General features: G+C 38.2%; 19 protein-coding genes and 1 pseudogene. 10 read left to right on the forward strand and 10 right to left on the reverse strand.

The window, feature by feature from the left end:
* Positions 1-2: 2 nt before the first annotated feature.
* Positions 3-1589 (forward strand): phosphoglycerate dehydrogenase, encoded by a 1587-nt coding sequence (gene serA, locus K3T81_RS05465; RefSeq protein WP_238018732.1) that lies wholly within the window; start codon positions 3-5, stop codon positions 1587-1589.
* Between the two features lie 267 nt (positions 1590-1856).
* Here serA and K3T81_RS05470 read toward each other — a convergent pair whose 3' ends face one another.
* Positions 1857-2657 carry an HAD family hydrolase gene (locus K3T81_RS05470; protein ID WP_238018733.1) on the reverse strand — a complete coding sequence of 267 codons (801 nt, stop codon included), beginning with the start codon at positions 2655-2657 and terminating at the stop codon, positions 1857-1859.
* A 145-nt stretch (positions 2658-2802) separates the two neighbouring features.
* Here K3T81_RS05470 and K3T81_RS05475 point away from each other — a divergent pair, with 145 nt between their 5' ends.
* Positions 2803-3894 (forward strand): branched-chain amino acid aminotransferase, encoded by a 1092-nt coding sequence (locus K3T81_RS05475; RefSeq protein WP_238018734.1) that lies wholly within the window; start codon positions 2803-2805, stop codon positions 3892-3894.
* Between the two features lie 186 nt (positions 3895-4080).
* On the opposite strand, the gene K3T81_RS05480 is transcribed toward K3T81_RS05475, so the two are convergent.
* The 3 genes from K3T81_RS05480 to K3T81_RS05490 all read right to left on the reverse strand — a co-directional run bounded on the left by K3T81_RS05480 (position 4081) and on the right by K3T81_RS05490 (position 6233).
* Entirely contained in the window at positions 4081-5451 is a 1371-nt protein-coding gene (locus K3T81_RS05480) for an FAD-binding oxidoreductase (protein WP_238018735.1), read from the reverse strand.
* 105 nt (positions 5452-5556) lie between these two features.
* Positions 5557-5985, reverse strand: coding sequence for an RDD family protein (locus K3T81_RS05485; protein WP_036574304.1), 429 nt, complete (start codon positions 5983-5985; stop codon positions 5557-5559).
* Positions 5986-6023: 38 nt separating this feature from the next.
* Positions 6024-6233 carry a YdbC family protein gene (locus tag K3T81_RS05490; RefSeq protein WP_106896155.1) on the reverse strand — a complete coding sequence of 70 codons (210 nt, stop codon included), beginning with the start codon at positions 6231-6233 and terminating at the stop codon, positions 6024-6026.
* Positions 6234-6451: 218 nt separating this feature from the next.
* Between K3T81_RS05490 and K3T81_RS05495 the strand changes: the two genes are divergently transcribed.
* The 4 genes and pseudogenes from K3T81_RS05495 to K3T81_RS05510 all read left to right on the forward strand — a co-directional run bounded on the left by K3T81_RS05495 (position 6452) and on the right by K3T81_RS05510 (position 8456).
* Entirely contained in the window at positions 6452-7021 is a 570-nt protein-coding gene (locus K3T81_RS05495) for a DUF6434 domain-containing protein (protein WP_238018737.1), read from the forward strand.
* A gap of 122 nt (positions 7022-7143) precedes the next feature.
* Positions 7144-7506: pseudogene (locus K3T81_RS05500) on the forward strand (transposase); the annotation flags it as partial.
* A gap of 23 nt (positions 7507-7529) precedes the next feature.
* Positions 7530-7769, forward strand: coding sequence for a hypothetical protein (locus tag K3T81_RS05505; RefSeq protein WP_238018739.1), 240 nt, complete (start codon positions 7530-7532; stop codon positions 7767-7769).
* A gap of 465 nt (positions 7770-8234) precedes the next feature.
* Complete coding sequence (locus tag K3T81_RS05510; protein WP_238018740.1) at positions 8235-8456, forward strand: hypothetical protein; 222 nt, start codon at positions 8235-8237, stop codon at positions 8454-8456.
* Positions 8457-8717: 261 nt separating this feature from the next.
* On the opposite strand, the gene K3T81_RS05515 is transcribed toward K3T81_RS05510, so the two are convergent.
* The 3 genes from K3T81_RS05515 to csaA all read right to left on the reverse strand — a co-directional run bounded on the left by K3T81_RS05515 (position 8718) and on the right by csaA (position 10841).
* Positions 8718-9665: a DUF4349 domain-containing protein gene (locus K3T81_RS05515; protein ID WP_238018741.1), complete on the reverse strand. Its 948-nt coding sequence runs from the start codon at positions 9663-9665 to the stop codon at positions 8718-8720.
* A gap of 151 nt (positions 9666-9816) precedes the next feature.
* A complete protein-coding gene (locus tag K3T81_RS05520) occupies positions 9817-10512 on the reverse strand; it encodes an adenine nucleotide alpha hydrolase (RefSeq protein ID WP_238018742.1) in 696 nt (231 codons plus the stop codon).
* Positions 10512-10841, reverse strand: coding sequence for a chaperone CsaA (gene csaA / locus K3T81_RS05525; RefSeq protein WP_238018743.1), 330 nt, complete (start codon positions 10839-10841; stop codon positions 10512-10514). The genes K3T81_RS05520 and csaA overlap by 1 nt, the downstream gene beginning before the upstream one ends.
* Positions 10842-11175: 334 nt before the next feature.
* On the opposite strand from csaA, the gene fbpA reads away from it, so the two are divergent.
* Together fbpA and K3T81_RS05535 are read left to right on the forward strand one after the other, a co-directional pair.
* Positions 11176-11334, forward strand: coding sequence for a Fur-regulated basic protein FbpA (fbpA, locus tag K3T81_RS05530; protein ID WP_081779371.1), 159 nt, complete (start codon positions 11176-11178; stop codon positions 11332-11334).
* Between the two features lie 157 nt (positions 11335-11491).
* Entirely contained in the window at positions 11492-11797 is a 306-nt protein-coding gene (locus tag K3T81_RS05535) for a MerR family transcriptional regulator (RefSeq protein WP_238018744.1), read from the forward strand.
* A gap of 131 nt (positions 11798-11928) precedes the next feature.
* Here K3T81_RS05535 and K3T81_RS05540 read toward each other — a convergent pair whose 3' ends face one another.
* Together K3T81_RS05540 and K3T81_RS05545 are read right to left on the reverse strand one after the other, a co-directional pair.
* Positions 11929-13362, reverse strand: coding sequence for an MDR family MFS transporter (locus K3T81_RS05540; RefSeq protein WP_106896149.1), 1434 nt, complete (start codon positions 13360-13362; stop codon positions 11929-11931).
* Between the two features lie 435 nt (positions 13363-13797).
* On the reverse strand, positions 13798-14529 hold the full coding sequence (locus K3T81_RS05545) for a hypothetical protein (RefSeq protein WP_238018745.1): 732 nt from the start codon (positions 14527-14529) through the stop codon (positions 13798-13800).
* A 281-nt stretch (positions 14530-14810) separates the two neighbouring features.
* On the opposite strand from K3T81_RS05545, the gene K3T81_RS05550 reads away from it, so the two are divergent.
* Both K3T81_RS05550 and K3T81_RS05555 read left to right on the forward strand, forming a co-directional pair.
* Complete coding sequence (locus K3T81_RS05550) at positions 14811-15224, forward strand: DUF6376 family protein (RefSeq protein ID WP_238018746.1); 414 nt, start codon at positions 14811-14813, stop codon at positions 15222-15224.
* 153 nt (positions 15225-15377) lie between these two features.
* Positions 15378-15527, forward strand: a complete 150-nt coding sequence (locus K3T81_RS05555; protein ID WP_159033222.1) for a hypothetical protein — start codon at positions 15378-15380, stop codon at positions 15525-15527.
* 177 nt (positions 15528-15704) lie between these two features.
* Here K3T81_RS05555 and fosB read toward each other — a convergent pair whose 3' ends face one another.
* Positions 15705-16124: a metallothiol transferase FosB gene (fosB, locus tag K3T81_RS05560; protein ID WP_238018747.1), complete on the reverse strand. Its 420-nt coding sequence runs from the start codon at positions 16122-16124 to the stop codon at positions 15705-15707.
* Between the last annotated feature and the right edge of the window lie 12 nt (positions 16125-16136).

The raw sequence follows: 16136 nt of genomic DNA on the forward strand, positions 1-16136 counted from the left end.
ACATGGCGTTTAATGTATTAATCTCAGACCCCCTCAGTGAAGAAGGGATACAAGTGCTTAACCAGCAGGATGGTATACACTATGAGCTAGCAACAGACCTGACACCAGAAGCACTTTTGAAGAAAATCAGCAAGGTAGATGCATTATTGGTAAGGAGTCAAACGCAGGTGACCCGCAAGCTGATAGAAGCAGCAGAAAACCTTAAGATTATTGGCCGTGCTGGAGTTGGTGTGGATAACATTGATTTAAATGCAGCAACAGAACGAGGAATCATTGTTGTCAACGCACCGAATGGCAACACAAATTCAGCAGCAGAGCACACGATGGCAATGCTGATGGCTCTTTCGCGAAAAATCCCTCAAGCATACTACTCGCTTAAACACCAGCAATGGGACCGAAAAAAATATGTTGGGGTTGAACTAAAAAACAAAACACTAGGGATTATTGGCTTAGGTAGAATTGGTGCGGAGGTAGCCTATCGGGCAAAGGGCCAGCGTATGAATATAATGGCTTATGATCCTTTTCTAACAAAAGAAAAAGCAGATCACCTCGGAATAGGGTACGGAACCGTACAGGATGTATTAAAAGAAGCTGACTTTATTACCTTGCATACCCCCCTCCTAAAAGAAACAAAGCACTTATTAAACGAGGAGGCATTTGAACAAATGAAGCCAGGGGTTCAAATCATCAATTGTGCACGAGGTGGAATTATTGATGAATCTGCACTTTATGAAGCTATCGTAAGTGGAAAAGTAGCCGGTGCTGCACTTGATGTATTTGAAGAAGAGCCTTTTCATGACAATAAACTATTGGAACTCCCAGAAGTTTTTGCTACCCCACATCTTGGAGCAAGTACTGTAGAAGCACAAGAGAATGTTGCCGTGGATGTTTGCCAGGATGTCATTCGCTTTCTAACAGGGGGTATTGTGCAAAATCCGGTTAACCTGCCATCTGTCCCAAAAGAAGTGCTAAATCAAATAGAACCATATTTCAACCTAGCAGAAAATCTAGGTACCTTTCTCATACATCTAGCACGAGAAGTTATCGAAGAAGTGAATATCTATTATTCTGGTGAATTGGCTGCCGTTGAAACGGCTCCCATTACCCGAAATACCATAAAAGGACTTCTGACGAGACATCTTGGAGAACATGTTAATGACGTTAACGCATTATATTTAGCAGAAAAACGTGGGATTCGTATTCATGAGAATAAGACGTCGACAACAAAAGGATTTACAAATCTCCTAACCGTCGAGGTTACCACAAAATCAGAAAAACGAAGTGTTGCTGGTACCCTTCTCAACGGGCTCGGTCCCCGTATTGTGATGGTAGATGACTATAGTGTAGATGTTACACCAAAAGGCCACATCCTGGTTATCCACCACCGTGACATTCCTGGCGTAATCGGAAAGATGGGCTCCTTGCTTGCCCAATATAATATTAATATCGCTACGATGCAGGTTGACCGTGCCGATGTTGGTGGAGATGCAGTCATGATGCTAACAGTCGACAAGCATCTTGAAACGAAAGAGTTGGAAGCCTTAAAACAATTAGAAGAAATTTACCAAGCGACAGCTATTGACCTTTAAATAGACACTAAAACAGACGCAAAAGATAAATCCGAAAGATTGGCCTTTGAAAAACCGCTTCAGAAATATACTCCGCTTTCCATGGGTGGCTGGTGAGCCTCCGGATGCTCCGCTTCCGGGGTCTCGCCTAGGCCTTCCTCCCATAGGAGTCTCCGTATATTTCTTACGCTTATTCTAGCTATCATCCGTCTTTTGAATAAACCTTTTTTTATGTTCAGACCTCTTCAGATACTTTTGTCCCGTATTCTTCCTTATTTTTTACTAAGCCTAAGCCTCTTTTTTTCCTTCAAGTTGTTTAATTAACGGAGCTAGTTCCCCTAAATCCGTGATTTCGAATGAGGGTTGTACGTCTGTTGGCTTCTTGCCATGATGATTAATCCAAATAGATTGGATGCCCGCTCTAGATGCACCTAGAATATCTGTTTTTAAATTATCTCCTACCATTACTACTTCTTCTCGACTCACTGACAATAAATCCAATGCGTGTTCAAAAATAGCTTGATCTGGTTTCCCTTTTCCAAAAGCACCTGAAACGACAATATGGTCAAAATACCGTTTTAGCTCTGGTGTAAGGGATAGCTTTGTATGTTGAAGGTCAGGAGAACCATTCGTCAATAACAACAAGGAATAATGAGGATTAAGCTTGTCTAGAACTTCAAAGGTTTGCTCAAACACAAAAGCATTCGCTATACGCGCCTCAGGGAAAGCCTCTGCAAGCTTTGAGCCAAACGCAGTATCTTTCACCCCAAACGCTTCCAACGTTTTTGTCCAAACCTTCTGCTGATAACCTGGTGCCAACTCTCTTAATTTGGCAAACTCTTCCCCTTCATCTTGAAATTGGGCCCATAACCCTTCAAATGGATTAATACCAATCATTTGAGTGAAGGAATATGTATCATAGGTTGCGTATTGCCTTCTTGCAATCTCTCGGACTTTTTCCTCAAAATCGTCTGCCTGGATGCCATACTGCTCTTCAGCCAGCTGGCAGGTTGTCTCAAAAGCCACCTTGACACTTTTTTCATCCCAAAGCAATGTATCATCCAAATCAAACAGTATCGCTTTTAACACCCAATCACTCCTTTTCTCTCTACATAGACTACTTAAATTATACAACAAAAACATAAGCCAGAAAAAACTGACAATTTAGGGTTGCGTTTATCCTGAATATGGCTTATTATTGAAATTAAAATTTTCACCACAAGGGGATAGTGACATGGAAGAATGGACAGTCGAAGTACATCATAGCAAAACAAAGAAAAATAAGCCGAAAACAGATCAATTAGAGTTTGGAAGACTCTTCACAGATCACATGTTTATCATGGATTATTCAGAACCAGTTGGTTGGCATGATCCACGTATTGTGCCATATGAGCCATTAACAATTGATCCTTCAGCAATGACCTTTCATTATGGGCAATCTGTATTTGAAGGCTTAAAAGCCTACTATACACCAGAGGGAGATATTCAGCTTTTTCGGCCTGACAAGAATTTACAACGGCTAAACCGTTCCAATGACCGTCTCTGCATCCCACCAGTTGATGAAGCATTTGTGTTAGATGCTATAAAGCAACTCGTGTTTCTTGAACGAGAATGGATTCCAACATCAGATGGAACATCCCTTTACATCAGACCATTTATCATTTCAACAGAACCGTTTATCGGGGTAGCTCCCTCTCATCAATACAAACTAATTGTTATTCTTTCACCAGTTGGCGCGTATTACAAAGAAGGCATAAACCCTGTTAAAATCGCTGTGGAAAACCAATATGTGCGCGCTGTTAAAGGAGGCACAGGTGAGGCGAAGACCGGTGGTAATTATGCAGCTAGCCTGAAAGCACAGGAACTTTGTGCACAAAAGGGATTCACACAGGTGCTTTGGCTTGATGGTGTGGAGAAAAAGTATATTGAAGAAGTTGGAAGCATGAATGTATTCTTCAAGGTGAATGGAGAAGTCATTACCCCTGAATTGAACGGAAGTATCCTTGAAGGTGTTACTCGAAATTCTGTAATTCAATTATTGAAGCATTGGGATATCCCAGTAATTGAGAAGAAAATTTCTCTTGATGAACTATATGAAGCATATGTGAACGGTACATTAGAGGAAGCCTTTGGCACAGGAACAGCAGCAGTAATCTCACCAATTGGCCAGCTTAGCTGGGATGATAAAGATCTCTTTATAAACGGAGGGAAAACAGGCAAAGTTGCAAAATCACTTTATGAAACGTTAACAGGTATTCAATATGGCCGTGAACACGATCCTTTCGGCTGGGTCGAAAAAGTAAACGAAACAAGTGCAGTAAAATAATAACTTTAAAAGGCTGGTACAGATTAGTTTCTGTATCAGCCTTTTTATTATAGAGCTATTTCGGTTAATGCATAGGTAGCGTCTTTCGTTGATTGCGGCACAAGTTAGATTGAAACGCTCTATGACTTGGTTGATTCACCCACAGACTAAAAGTTGTGCAAGTCTCAATACCAACTTCCATAAAAACTATGACTTAATGTCAACAACCTTCCCCGGATTAAAGAGCCCCTTCGGATCGATTGTGGCTTTGATTGCCTGCATTACATCAAGTGCTCCACCATGCTCTTGACGCTGATATTTTTGTTTGCCGATTCCTACGCCATGCTCCCCGGTACACGTTCCACCTCTTGTAAGTGCATATTGAACAATACGTTCATTTACTACATTCGCCTTTTTTATATCTTCTGGATTCTCTGTATCTACCATTAGAAGAATGTGATAGTTTCCATCACCTACATGTCCGACAATTCCACCTAATAAACCTGATGAATCAACTGCATCTCTAGCATCCTTTATCGCGCCTGCCAATTCGGATATAGGTAAACAAACATCTGTAACCATCTGCTTTTTCCCAGGGTTACCGTGAAGATATGCATAGGCTGCATTATGCCTTGCTTCCCAAAGTCGATTTCTGCCTGCTGTGTCTGACTCAAATGCAAACTCTCTACAATTACAATCTTCTATAATTTCCTTCGTAAAAACAACATCCTGTTCTAAACCGGCTTCATTTCCATGAAACTCAAAAAACAAGGTTGGTACTTCTTTGTAGTCCGTATCACTAAATGCATTGATTTGCCGCATTGATTGTTCATCTACCAATTCGACTCTCGCTACAGGGATACCAGCTTGCAGGACATTAATCACTGCTTCCACTGCATGATCGATTGTATCAAATGCCGCTCTACCCGCCATGTTATGTTCAGGTATCCCATGTACTTTTAATGTCAGCTCGGTAAAGCAGCCTAATGTGCCCTCTGAACCAACAAATAACCCATTTAAATGATAGCCAGAAGATGATTTTGCAGCCAAATTCCCTGTATGAATAACGTTCCCATTAGGAAGGACGACTTCTAAGTCACGTACATTATCACGCATAATCCCATACTTCACAGAAGTTGTGCCACTTGCATTGGTTGCTGCCATGCCTCCGAGCGTTGCATCCGCCCCAGGATCTACAGGGAAAAACAGCCCATACTTACGCAACTCTTTTTCCAATTGTGTTCTTGTCACGCCAGGCTGTATTTTCACAAGGAAGTCCTCTGGTCGCACTTCAATTATTTTATTCATCAATGTAAAATCAATCATAATTCCACCATTATGCGGAATCATACTACCTTCTAAACTAGTCCCAAGGCCATAAGAAACAACAGGAACTTCCCATTCGCCCGCCAATTTAACAATTTGGCTCACTTCCTCTGTATTCTCTGGATAAAGAACTACATCAGGTAAATGAGGCGTATGATACGACTCATCCGAACTGTGTTGTTGCAAAATTGTTTCGTTAGTTGATACTCTTTCAGTAGGAATTATCTCCTTAAGCGCTTCCAAAAACCCCATTTTCCCATCACTCCTATAAACATAAACTTAATAATCGAATAATTGTTACTATTTCTCAGTGTACCATAATACATTAGAAATGAAAAAAGCCCCCACAAGGAGACTTCACTCATTTCGGTATACAACACGTGTCTTGCAAATCATATCATGTAATGCTTTCTTCTCTTCATTCCACCCTGCCATCATAAATCCAATCCCTAGTGGTAAAGCAGAAATGAAATAACACAGGTATCTTCCAATGGACTTTAGCATACTTATCTGCGTGCCATCAACATTCACTACTTTTATTTTACACGTTAATTTCCCGGGGGAGCCCATAAATTTACTTCCTGTAAAAATAATGATAAAAATAATACCATATAAAAAATTAGCTATAGACTGTGAAGTTGTCTCGTCAGTGCTACTCCAAGAACTCCAGAATGTATCATCACCTATCAGAAAGGCAATTACTGTTGCAAGTAAAAGTATAAGCATACCATCAATAAAATCAGCTAGAAATCTTATCCAGAAACCCGCTGGCTTATTAGAAATCATCCTACCACTCCCTATTAAAATCTTGTTATATTATTTTCCTATTCAAAAGCTTTCTTTAAAGAAGCAAGTTCTTCTTCTGTTAGCGTCACGCCTTTCCCCATCTTTTCTTTGTCTGGAGACCAATCTCTTATGTCATATTTAGGGTCTCTTCCGTTCCAACTAATTAGATTTAGTTCCTTCGTCCAACCCTTTGGCGATTCGGATAAGACGGCAATTGTTTCCACTATTTCAAATTTCAATTCTGCCATTTTGTTGCACCCTTTCTATATTGGTAAATATCACCTTTGTTTTCTTCCATCCCTTTATGTACTTTCTTGTAGTCTGCATGTAGTAGTGATTATAATCCTAACACAAAAAGTCTCTACAAGAATACTGTAAGGGTAACCATTGGAAGGCTATTATCTTGCTTTGCTAAACAAGAACAATTGTTCTATAATTATATAAAACGAATACGGAGGTGTTTGTGGTGAGACCTAACCTCACTAAAGATCTTAGTTTAGTAAACTTTCAAGCATACTATTGGTTAAAGGAAGAATTACAGTCTTTCTGTAGAGAAAACGGAATAAGTTCTTCCGGCTCCAAATTAGAAATCTCCAATAGAATTGAATTATTTCTTCAAACAGGAGAGATAAGTAAACCCATTAGGAAAACAAAAGCTGTGAAAAAGAAAATACATCAAGTAAATTTAAGTCGCAATACAGTAATTTCAGCAGACCATCGTTGTAGTCAGGATGTAAGAGCATTTTTTAAGACGGTTATCCCGAAATTCCATTTTTCTACCTATATACAAAACTATTTTAAAAACAATGTCGGTAAAACATATCGCGATGTAATAAACGCTTGGTACGAGGAAGAAGAACGGAAGAAAAACCCTTTGTACAAAAAAGAAATTGCACCTCAATTCGAATACAATCTATTTATTCGGGACTTTTTTGCTGATCCGAAAAATCAAGGCAAAGGGCGAGAAAAGGCCATTGAAGCTTGGAATGTAATAAAAAAATTGCCTGGAAGTAATAAATATAATCCCATTGATTGAAGTTTCACTTTATCGCTTAAAGGATTTTTATTTTTACATAAGGCTCTGTTAAAGGTAGTTCTTGATAATCGATCGAACAGGTCATACGTTCTATAATAGCTGTAACATTATAGAAGTTGGTGATGACCGTGAGAGCAACCGATATACTAAAAGCCATCCAAAAACTAAATCCAGCAGAGAAACATCAATTACGAGAGTATTTAATTGATACACTTACTGCATCATCTTCGACAGGAACTGTTCTTCAAGAAATATCTGAGCGTAAAAATAAGAATGGTTATCGTTGTCCAGATTGCGAGTCAGAGCATATCGTCCGTTTTGGAAAATATTCGACTATCGTTGACGGAGAAGAAGTGAAAAAGCAACGCTATCGCTGTAAGGCGTGTAAAAAGACATTTACTGACCTTACAAATACAGCCCTATATCGAACTCGTTGTCTCCACCAATGGATAAAATTTATCGAGTGTATGATAGAGGGCATATCTTCTTCAACTAACGGAGCAGTTTAGTGAAAGAAGAAGTGTTAAAGTTGGTACAAGAGGAGGCAGATGCTTTGCTTGTATTAAAAGAGTTTGTGTCGAGTATTTTACTCATTGTAAGTTGGTTTATATTTGCAATAAGTGCATATTTACTCTACTGGACAATTGTTATGCCTTTACTTGCAATTATTCCTTTTTTTATTTCTTTAGCTATTGGTTTATTATATTTTTTTATCTCAAGAAAACTTGATGTTAGAAAAAATAATTAGCCATTCAATTAGTGGGGCAGTGGAGTTTAATAAAGGATTAAGTAGTATGAATGTCGAATATATTTAAATATTGAGAAGGAGACGATTACAATTAAAAAGATATACTTTCAGTTTGTAATTGTATTTTTTGTGTTATTTATAAGTTCTTCTGCTTTTGTTGATCCTCGTAGTTGGTTGAGTATTCACCAGGTAGTTGAGACTTATAACGATGGTTTTACAGCACATATTTCTTTGGTTAAAGTAGGTTATTATGCGTTAGTTTCTTTAATTCTAATAGCAATTTTAAATCAACCTTCAGTCAAAAAAGCAATCAAAAATGTTTCGGTTGCAGGTTTTAATAAAATTAAAGTATTACCAAACGTTATAAAAACTATATTGAACTAAAGGAGACCGATACTTCCATAGGGGGTATCGGCTTCTTATTCCTAAAGGGTGCTTTCCTAAAAGAAGGAGAACCACCCTTTTTTGTTGAATTTATTAAACTATGAGCAGGAAGGTAGAAAAGAAAAACTGGAGGTTACAAATGGAATTTTATTGGGTAGGTCTAATATTTTGGTTTCTGATAGGAGCATCAATATTATTATTTATATGGGGACTTCAGAAAAAATCGTGGAAAATATTATTATTGAGTGGAATTACCCTCATCCTCCCATCAATGTATTTTTTTGGTGCAGAGAATTGGTTTAGAATCCTTGTATTATTACCCCTAATTTCTTTTTTCCTTGCTTATTACATAAGGAGAAAGGCAACATCGTAGAAAAACAGGTTGTTTCACTATCGGGTGCTTTAGTTGAATAAAAAGACTACATTAAACTTTAACAGAACCTTACATAAAGAAAAAAACTACTACTTTGAAAACGAAAGTGGCAGTTTTTTTCTTTAATTCAGAGGAGGAATACATAACCGGCTACAAAAAGAAGCCCCTTACTCGAATTTTGGCAAAGCATATTAAACCAAGTTATCTTTATCCTCTTTTTTAGTTGTGCTCCTCTTTCTTTTTACTACTAACCAAACTACCAGTGCAATAACTCCTATCGGAATAAGGATTGGCAGATTCCCTGCTATAAAGACAAACAATCCAGATAGCACAGCTAAAATGGTATTAATGCTTTTTAAAAATTGCTGTTTGGTTTTTTCCCATGTGTTTAGATCATCTTCACTCATGCCCGTAATGTTAACGTTATTTTCTTCTATGTCAATTTGTACCGTAGCAAGGTCAGCTTTGTTTCGTAAATAATTCATCCTGCCTGTAACCTGTTCAATTTCTTCTTGAACTTTCGCTAAATCGCTCGAGATGGTGAGTAAGTCCTCTGTTTTTTCCGCTTTTTCCATAAAGGATAAAAGTCGTTCTTCTACAACTCGCTTCGATTTTAAGCGTGATTCTAAATCAACGTATTCTTCTGTTACATCCTGACCAGAGACATTGCTTTCAAGCAGCTTGCCAGCTCCTTCCTCCACAAGCTGAATAAACTCCTGAAATCGTTCTTGTGGAATGCGTGCTGTAATATGGCCACTAGTCGAACTTTCTTCCGACGAACCATAAGTGGAGGAATCTACAATATACCCATTAAAGTCAGCCACTTGGGACTCTATTTCATCTACAGCTTGTTGATATTCTTTTACTTCTAGCCTTAAATTAGCTGTATAAATGATTTTCCTTTCTTCTACCTCTACTTCTTTCGTTTCAACTTCCGCTGCCTCTTGTCCACCCGATTCCGTTGGCTCATTGTTTTCTGTCTCAGAAGATTCGGTACCCTGTTTTCCTGCTTCATCCATCGATTCCTCTACAGAATCCATTGCAAAATCTTCACTTGATTCCCCAATATTTTCTTGCTCATTACTACACGCTGTTAAAAACACCATTACCCCTAGCAAAAACCAAATCGCCTTCTTCACTCCTAATCCCCCCATTCCAATAAGTATGCTTTTCTACTTAGTCGGAATCACAAGGAAAAGGTTACAAATATGTTACAAAAAGATTGAGCATTATAGCCACAGTATAAAAAAGACCAACCTAAACGCATTCAAAAAACTTTTCTATTTCAAGTCACAATATCAATATAATTTCTGCATGCGCAAATTTTCCTTCAAACGTTTGGAAATGTGCCCCTTTTGTAATTGGTAAGCCGTGTTGGAAGTTGGGGCCATCACAGACGAATGTATGAAACTCTCCATTCTCCCCACAAGGATCTACATGTACTGGTAGGTCTTCTAGAAACTGATGGTTGAACATTCGTCCCGCCGTATTCGCTGGCAATACTTCTGTATCAACAGTTGTCACGATAGCCTTAAACCCATCTTTAAGAAATTCCCCTGCAACACTTGCTGTATCTTCCTCCCACAAGGGAAATATTCCCTTCATCCCGTGCTGCTTAAGAAGCCGCTCTCGATATGCCTTTATATCTTCAAGAAATAGATCAGCAAAGGCAATTGCCCTTATCCCCTCACTAATGAACTTTTCAAACTGCTCTCCCATAATGCTCTCATACGCTTTATTTGTCACACTGTCAGGCATCTCTATTCCATATAGTGGGAGGTTTAAGGAAGAAGCTTGGGCATAGAGCATTTCCTTTAACACTTCATGTATTGGAAGTCTGCCACTTTTCTCAGAATAAGTGGACAACAAGCCCACCACTCGAAAATCAGACGACTGCTGTAATGTATGTAAAGCAATCGCGCTGTCCTTTCCCCCGCTCCATGAAACAATAACATCCTGTACAATCCGTTCCTTGCCTCTTCTCATTAGGAAACCTTCGTGCCATTTGGGAGCGTTTCATCAGGACGGAGTAAGACGACATCCCCATCCTCTGGTACTCCTCCCAAAACTAGAACCTCAGATTTATAACCGGCCACCCGCATTGGTGGAAAATTAACCACTGCTGTTACCTGCCGACCTACAAGTTCTTGCGGGTCATAACGTCTTGTTATTTGTGCGGAGGATTGTTTTATGCCAAGCTCACCAAAGTCTACTTCCAATTTAATCGCCGGCTTTCGCGCTTCCGTGAAAGCTTCTGCTTTTACAACTGTTCCAATCCTTACATCTAATCTCATGAAATCATCTATTGTTGCCATCAATTAAACCTCCTAAAATTATTCTCCCTATCTATTTCTAGATATCATTGGCAAATTCCTACCTCAGCGCACATTCAAACTGTTACTTCATATCATACAATGATTGCGTACCCCATTTAAAAGTAAGCCTAAATTCCTAATGAAGAGGAAAGCTGACATCTAATTACCTGTTTTTTGAATTTTTTGTTAGATATTCTTACACGTTAAATGACATTTTTAGAGATATCGCCTAATCTTGGTATATCCTACTTAATTAACTTTAATCTGAGTAGTCGCTATTATGAGTTTAACGGTCATGTAGGACGAATCATTCTAGTCATGGAGGTGTCAAACAATGCTCATGAAAAATCAGCTACGTGAGGCTGTTGAAGAAGTGAAGCAGTATTACATCCAAAAACTAGTAGAAATAGATGCATTTAAAAATAAGAAAAAAGCTCCCTCAGCACACACACTAAGCGAACTAGAAAAAATGTATAAGTATTACCAGCGATAAACGTACGAGGTGCTACCTATTTAAGGTAGTTTCTCGTACATTTTACGCTATGGCTGTATATTATTATCTTATGTAAGCTTTCCTAACACACTTAACTTAAAAGCAGTAGAAAAACCAATTGAATCATGTATACTATGAAACAGGGGAGGTTGATACCTTGGCTTCTTATAAAGACAAAAAGGTAATCACCATCGGGATTGTAAATGAATTAACCGGATTATCTGAGCGTAAAATACGCTATTACGAGGAGCGGGGGCTGATTTTCCCTGATAGAACAAAGCGGGGAACAAGGAAATATTCCTTTGCTGATATAGAACTCCTCATGAAAATTGCCGACAAACGCGAGGAAGGCGTCCAAACAAGTGAAATTAAAAAAGACATGATGCGGGAAAAAAGAAAAAAAAACTTGCGGGAAGAAGTGCTTCGCGGTCAAATAAATGCCCATTTCAACCGGCAAAAATGACCTCACACTCTCTCCGCAAGTAGTTTTTTTGTTACACCTTCCTTGGACACATACGTACCACGAGGCATACAGTATAAATCCTCTTCACCTACATATGCCCTTCTTACTAGCCTAGTAAAAAATGTAACACGTTAGCTTCCTATTTTAATTTTCTTCCCTTCTCCTTCAGGTCGAGATCCTTTAAGGAAAAAGGATAAAACGAGTCCGATAATCGCTGTTATCCCTGCCACGACAAAGGATACATTTACTCCATGAATCATGCCATCAACACCTTGCTCAGGCATTGCTGTCGTGGTCATCACTGTAACAAGTAATGCAGTCCCAACCGCACCAGATACCTGCCTCATTGTATTGTTCATCGCAGTGCCATGCGGAATCAAGTTAGAAGGAAGCTGATTTAAACCAGCAGTTGTTACAGGCATCATTACCATGGCAACCCCAATCATCCTAAACACATTGACAACAGACAGATACAAGAAAGTAGTCTGTGCATCCAAGTTTGTAAACATAAAGGTCGTAATAACAAGGATGGTTAGACCAATAATTGCGAGCCATCTTGCACCAAATTTATCAAAAATACGACCAGTTATGGGGTTCATGATTCCCATTAATAACGCACCTGGTAATAGCATAAGACCAGATTCAAAAGCGGTAAATCCTAGCATTGTCTGCATTAGTAATGGTAAAATTACTGCTCCACCGATCATGGCCACGAATACAACCATGCCCAGAATTGTTGTGAGAGTGAAAATTTTATATTTGAAGATGCGGAATTCTAGAATAGGCTTCTCTAGCTTTAACTGTCTACGAATAAACCAAACTAAGGCCACTGCCCCGACAATCATCGATACTATAACCTGGACACTTCCCCAGCCGCTATTACCGGCAGTACTAAATCCAAATAGCAATCCACCAAATCCAAGTGTTGAGAGGATGATGGACAATACATCTAATTTAGGGAAAGTCTGTTTTGTAATGTTCTTAAGAATAAAATATGCAACGATAATATCAATTATCACAATTGGTAAGATAACATAAAACAGGCTTCTCCAAGGGAAGTGTTCTACAAGCCATCCGGATAGTGTTGGGCCAATAGCAGGAGCAAATGCAATAATTAGGCCAAACATACCCATAGCAGCTCCACGTTTTTCAAGTGGGAAAATCAAAAACAATATGGTCTGCATTAATGGCATAATAATTCCTGCGCCAGCAGCTTGTGCAACTCTTCCTACCATCAAAAAACCGAAATTTGGAGCAATAGCACAAATGACTGTGCCTAATGCAAATACTCCCATCGCTGTAAGAAATAATCCTCTTGTCGTAAAACGTTCAATTAAAAATGCTGTAATAGGGATCATAATACCGTTTACAAGCATAAAAATAGATTGCAGCCACTGTGCTGTGTTTGCATTTAGATCTAAATCTTCCATAATGTGCGGAAGCGCCGTAGCAAGTAATGTTTGATTTAAAATAGCTACAAAAGCTCCCGATATCAGCACAATCAACAAAGGTACCTTATTAAAAGATTCCCCAGGCGGCTGATTTGTTCCTTGGTCGTTTACCATAAAGTTATTCCTTCTTTCTATATTATATCTCCTAAAAGGCTTCTATCCTCTTTTATACTGCTGTAAACGCGCAAATCGTTTACAGCAAACGAGAATTGCAACGTGACACATGTTAACACAGCCTAGGGAGAAGAAAAAAACATTATGTTTACGAATGTGAAATTTTGGTTATATACATTTTATACTAGCATAAAATGTGAAGTCGGCTATGAATAGTGCGATTTATCCTATAAAACAACAAAGATTGGAGCAATAAAAATGAAGAAACGTTTAGCATTTGTAAGAATTGGGGCCTTTTTTGTATTAGTCTCCATCATCGTAACCAACATCTAAGAACTCTTTAGGTGCTTGCTTTGTATTCCCTGCACCTTCTGGGTACGTATAATAACAAATAACTTGCAAAGCACCTTGTTCTAAACAAGGTGCTTTGCAGTTTTAATGGTGGTACATGTCTGGCTTATCTCCAAATGGAAAAAGCTTGCGTTCCTTAGCCTCTGCAGCACGATCGGAAATAATCTCCTGAAGCAGCTGCTCTGCGCTTTTATCTTTGACATCTAAATTAAGTTCTGTTGCTGTATCATAAATTTTTTGTTCTCTTATTTCGTTCTTGAGTTCATGCGTGTCCTTATTCTCCGTTTGAATTCCTAATGCTGTTGCTTCATTTTTGACCGATTGAGAAAAAACGGCTTTTTTCAGCTCTTTTATTTCTTTCCCTTCTGTCTCAATCCCTAGTTTTTCTGCTTTTTTCAGCAGCATTTCTTTATATACTTCTTTTGCAAGTTCCTTTGCTTCTTTTCCGTCCGTCTCAATATTTAATTCTTTAGCTTTATCCATAACCTTTTGGTGGTGTATTTCATTTTTAAGCTCTTTTATTCCTTTTCCTTCTATACTTATATCCATCTCTTCAGCCATGGTTGAGATTCTCTTCTCAAAGACCTCTTTTGCAAGCTCCTTAAGCTCTTTCCCCTCTGTTTCTATACCAAGCTCTTTCGCTTCAATTAATATTAGCGGCTTGTATTTTTCTAGGCTTTCCTTATCGTGATGATCCTTCTTTACCTCCATATTCCACGCTTCACTGTCGTGATACGAAGCAGAAGCTGGAGCAGCTAACCAAGTTAGCGTTACCATAACAGCAACTGTGATTAGAGCAAATAATATTTTTCTCATCTGTATCCATCCTCATCATATGTTGGAGTTAAAACCTTAAAAATAGTGTTCCCACTCTAAGTAAAATAATGAATGAAAGACATAATTTCCGATTATAGTTTAACGCTTTTACCTTAGTTTATAAATGCCTGGATACAAACTCGATTAGATTGTTCATTTTAATCGGCTTAAGGTTATTTTAACTGAAACATTTCTTATACAATCAACGTATTAAGGTTAGCTAGTATGAAGTAATGGAGCGTACTACAGTTCTTGCCTCTACAGGCGAAAGGAGAAAAAACATGAAAAGACTTGTGGTTATACCCATATTGGCAGTATGTATCATCCTACTTTCTGGTTGTTCTTTTCTAGAAGAGACCAATGATTCAATTAATTACGTGTCAGAAGCGACGGATTATATAAACAATTTAAGTAGCTTTGTAGAAGAATCTACTTCACTTGAAGGAGAAGAACTCGCTAACCGAGTGCAAACACTCCAAACAACCATTGAAGATTTTATACGTTTAGAAGCCCCCGGGCTTGCCGAAGACATTCATCAAGAACTGAAAAATAAAAGTGAAACGTTGCTAACTGCTACAAACGAGCTCTTGAAAAATGGCGAGGTTGCAATTGAACAACTTCAAGATTCCCACGTTTATCAAACAATCGAGAATATTACCGGACTGATGAATCAAATAGAAAACCTGGGCCTATAATTATTTACCACTTCTTATAAAAAGAAGTGGTTTTTATTTTATACTACTTTATGCTTATTTTCCCCCTAGAACACTATGAATCTGGATTTTCATCATTGTATTTCATAAAACATGGGAGTATAATGATTTCACAATAGAAGGGAGCAAAGAATAATGAGAAAGATTGTAAGAGGAATTACTAAATTCTTCGTAGCTAACCTGACTGTTGCTTTCGTTATGATGCTTTTACCTGTGTTTTTAATTACAGATAATGTGCAAGCATTTGAAGCGATCATGGATTACTTATTCAACAACAAAAGTTAAAATTAGAAAACTCGCATTCGCTTGTTAGCGAATGTGCAAGCTTTTCTTATTCCTGGGAACTCATCATAAACTTCGCTGAATCTTAACCATAACTAAGATTAACCACACCTTCCTTACGTGGGATAAAAGCGCAGGACTTCAATGGATTATTTTGAAAGAAGTCCCGCACTTCATTTTTTAAAAGAACTCCATATGCGATTTCTCCTCTCTGTAATAATCCATGCGATCTTCCAAATTCCCTGTATGAAACTCAAATTTATGTCCATCAGGATCTGCAAAATAAATGGATTTTTTATCACGTTCGTCTCTTTCCCTACCTGATAGAATATTCACCTTTAACTCCCTCAGACGATTATAAAGAACTTCGTATTCCTCATCCTCTATTGTAAAAGCTATATGTGTGTATGATTGCTGAATTTCATTACGAGGTATATCCTCTTCTACATTTAATGCCAACCATAATCCATCTAAATCAAAATACGCTGTGCTTCTTCCCTTCACAAGTAATGTAGCATCAAAAACTTTTTCGTAAAATGAGATCGATCTTTCTAGGTTTGATACAGAAAAAAGCAAATGATTTATTTTTCCTAACTTCATCCAAAATTCCTC

Source organism: Oceanobacillus jordanicus, from assembly GCF_022095695.1.
GTDB classification, from domain to species: domain Bacteria; phylum Bacillota; class Bacilli; order Bacillales; family Amphibacillaceae; genus Oceanobacillus_B; species Oceanobacillus_B jordanicus.

What these genes read in the sequence shown, in the direction of transcription:
- K3T81_RS05490 (WP_106896155.1), bottom strand. Translation starts at nt 6,233, where the DNA reads ATGGCAGAATTGAAATTTGAAATAGTGGAAACAATTGCCGTCTTATCC.
- K3T81_RS05520 (WP_238018742.1), bottom strand. Translation starts at nt 10,512, where the DNA reads ATGAGAAGAGGCAAGGAACGGATTGTACAGGATGTTATTGTTTCATGG.
- K3T81_RS05545 (WP_238018745.1), bottom strand. Translation starts at nt 14,529, where the DNA reads ATGAGAAAAATATTATTTGCTCTAATCACAGTTGCTGTTATGGTAACG.
- K3T81_RS05555 (WP_159033222.1), top strand. Translation starts at nt 15,378, where the DNA reads ATGAGAAAGATTGTAAGAGGAATTACTAAATTCTTCGTAGCTAACCTG.
- serA (WP_238018732.1), top strand. Translation starts at nt 3, where the DNA reads ATGGCGTTTAATGTATTAATCTCAGACCCCCTCAGTGAAGAAGGGATA.
- K3T81_RS05480 (WP_238018735.1), bottom strand. Translation starts at nt 5,451, where the DNA reads ATGGGGTTTTTGGAAGCGCTTAAGGAGATAATTCCTACTGAAAGAGTA.
- K3T81_RS05475 (WP_238018734.1), top strand. Translation starts at nt 2,803, where the DNA reads ATGGAAGAATGGACAGTCGAAGTACATCATAGCAAAACAAAGAAAAAT.
- fosB (WP_238018747.1), bottom strand. Translation starts at nt 16,124, where the DNA reads ATGAAGTTAGGAAAAATAAATCATTTGCTTTTTTCTGTATCAAACCTA.
- csaA (WP_238018743.1), bottom strand. Translation starts at nt 10,841, where the DNA reads ATGGCAACAATAGATGATTTCATGAGATTAGATGTAAGGATTGGAACA.
- fbpA (WP_081779371.1), top strand. Translation starts at nt 11,176, where the DNA reads ATGCTCATGAAAAATCAGCTACGTGAGGCTGTTGAAGAAGTGAAGCAG.
- K3T81_RS05485 (WP_036574304.1), bottom strand. Translation starts at nt 5,985, where the DNA reads ATGATTTCTAATAAGCCAGCGGGTTTCTGGATAAGATTTCTAGCTGAT.
- K3T81_RS05540 (WP_106896149.1), bottom strand. Translation starts at nt 13,362, where the DNA reads ATGGTAAACGACCAAGGAACAAATCAGCCGCCTGGGGAATCTTTTAAT.
- K3T81_RS05550 (WP_238018746.1), top strand. Translation starts at nt 14,811, where the DNA reads ATGAAAAGACTTGTGGTTATACCCATATTGGCAGTATGTATCATCCTA.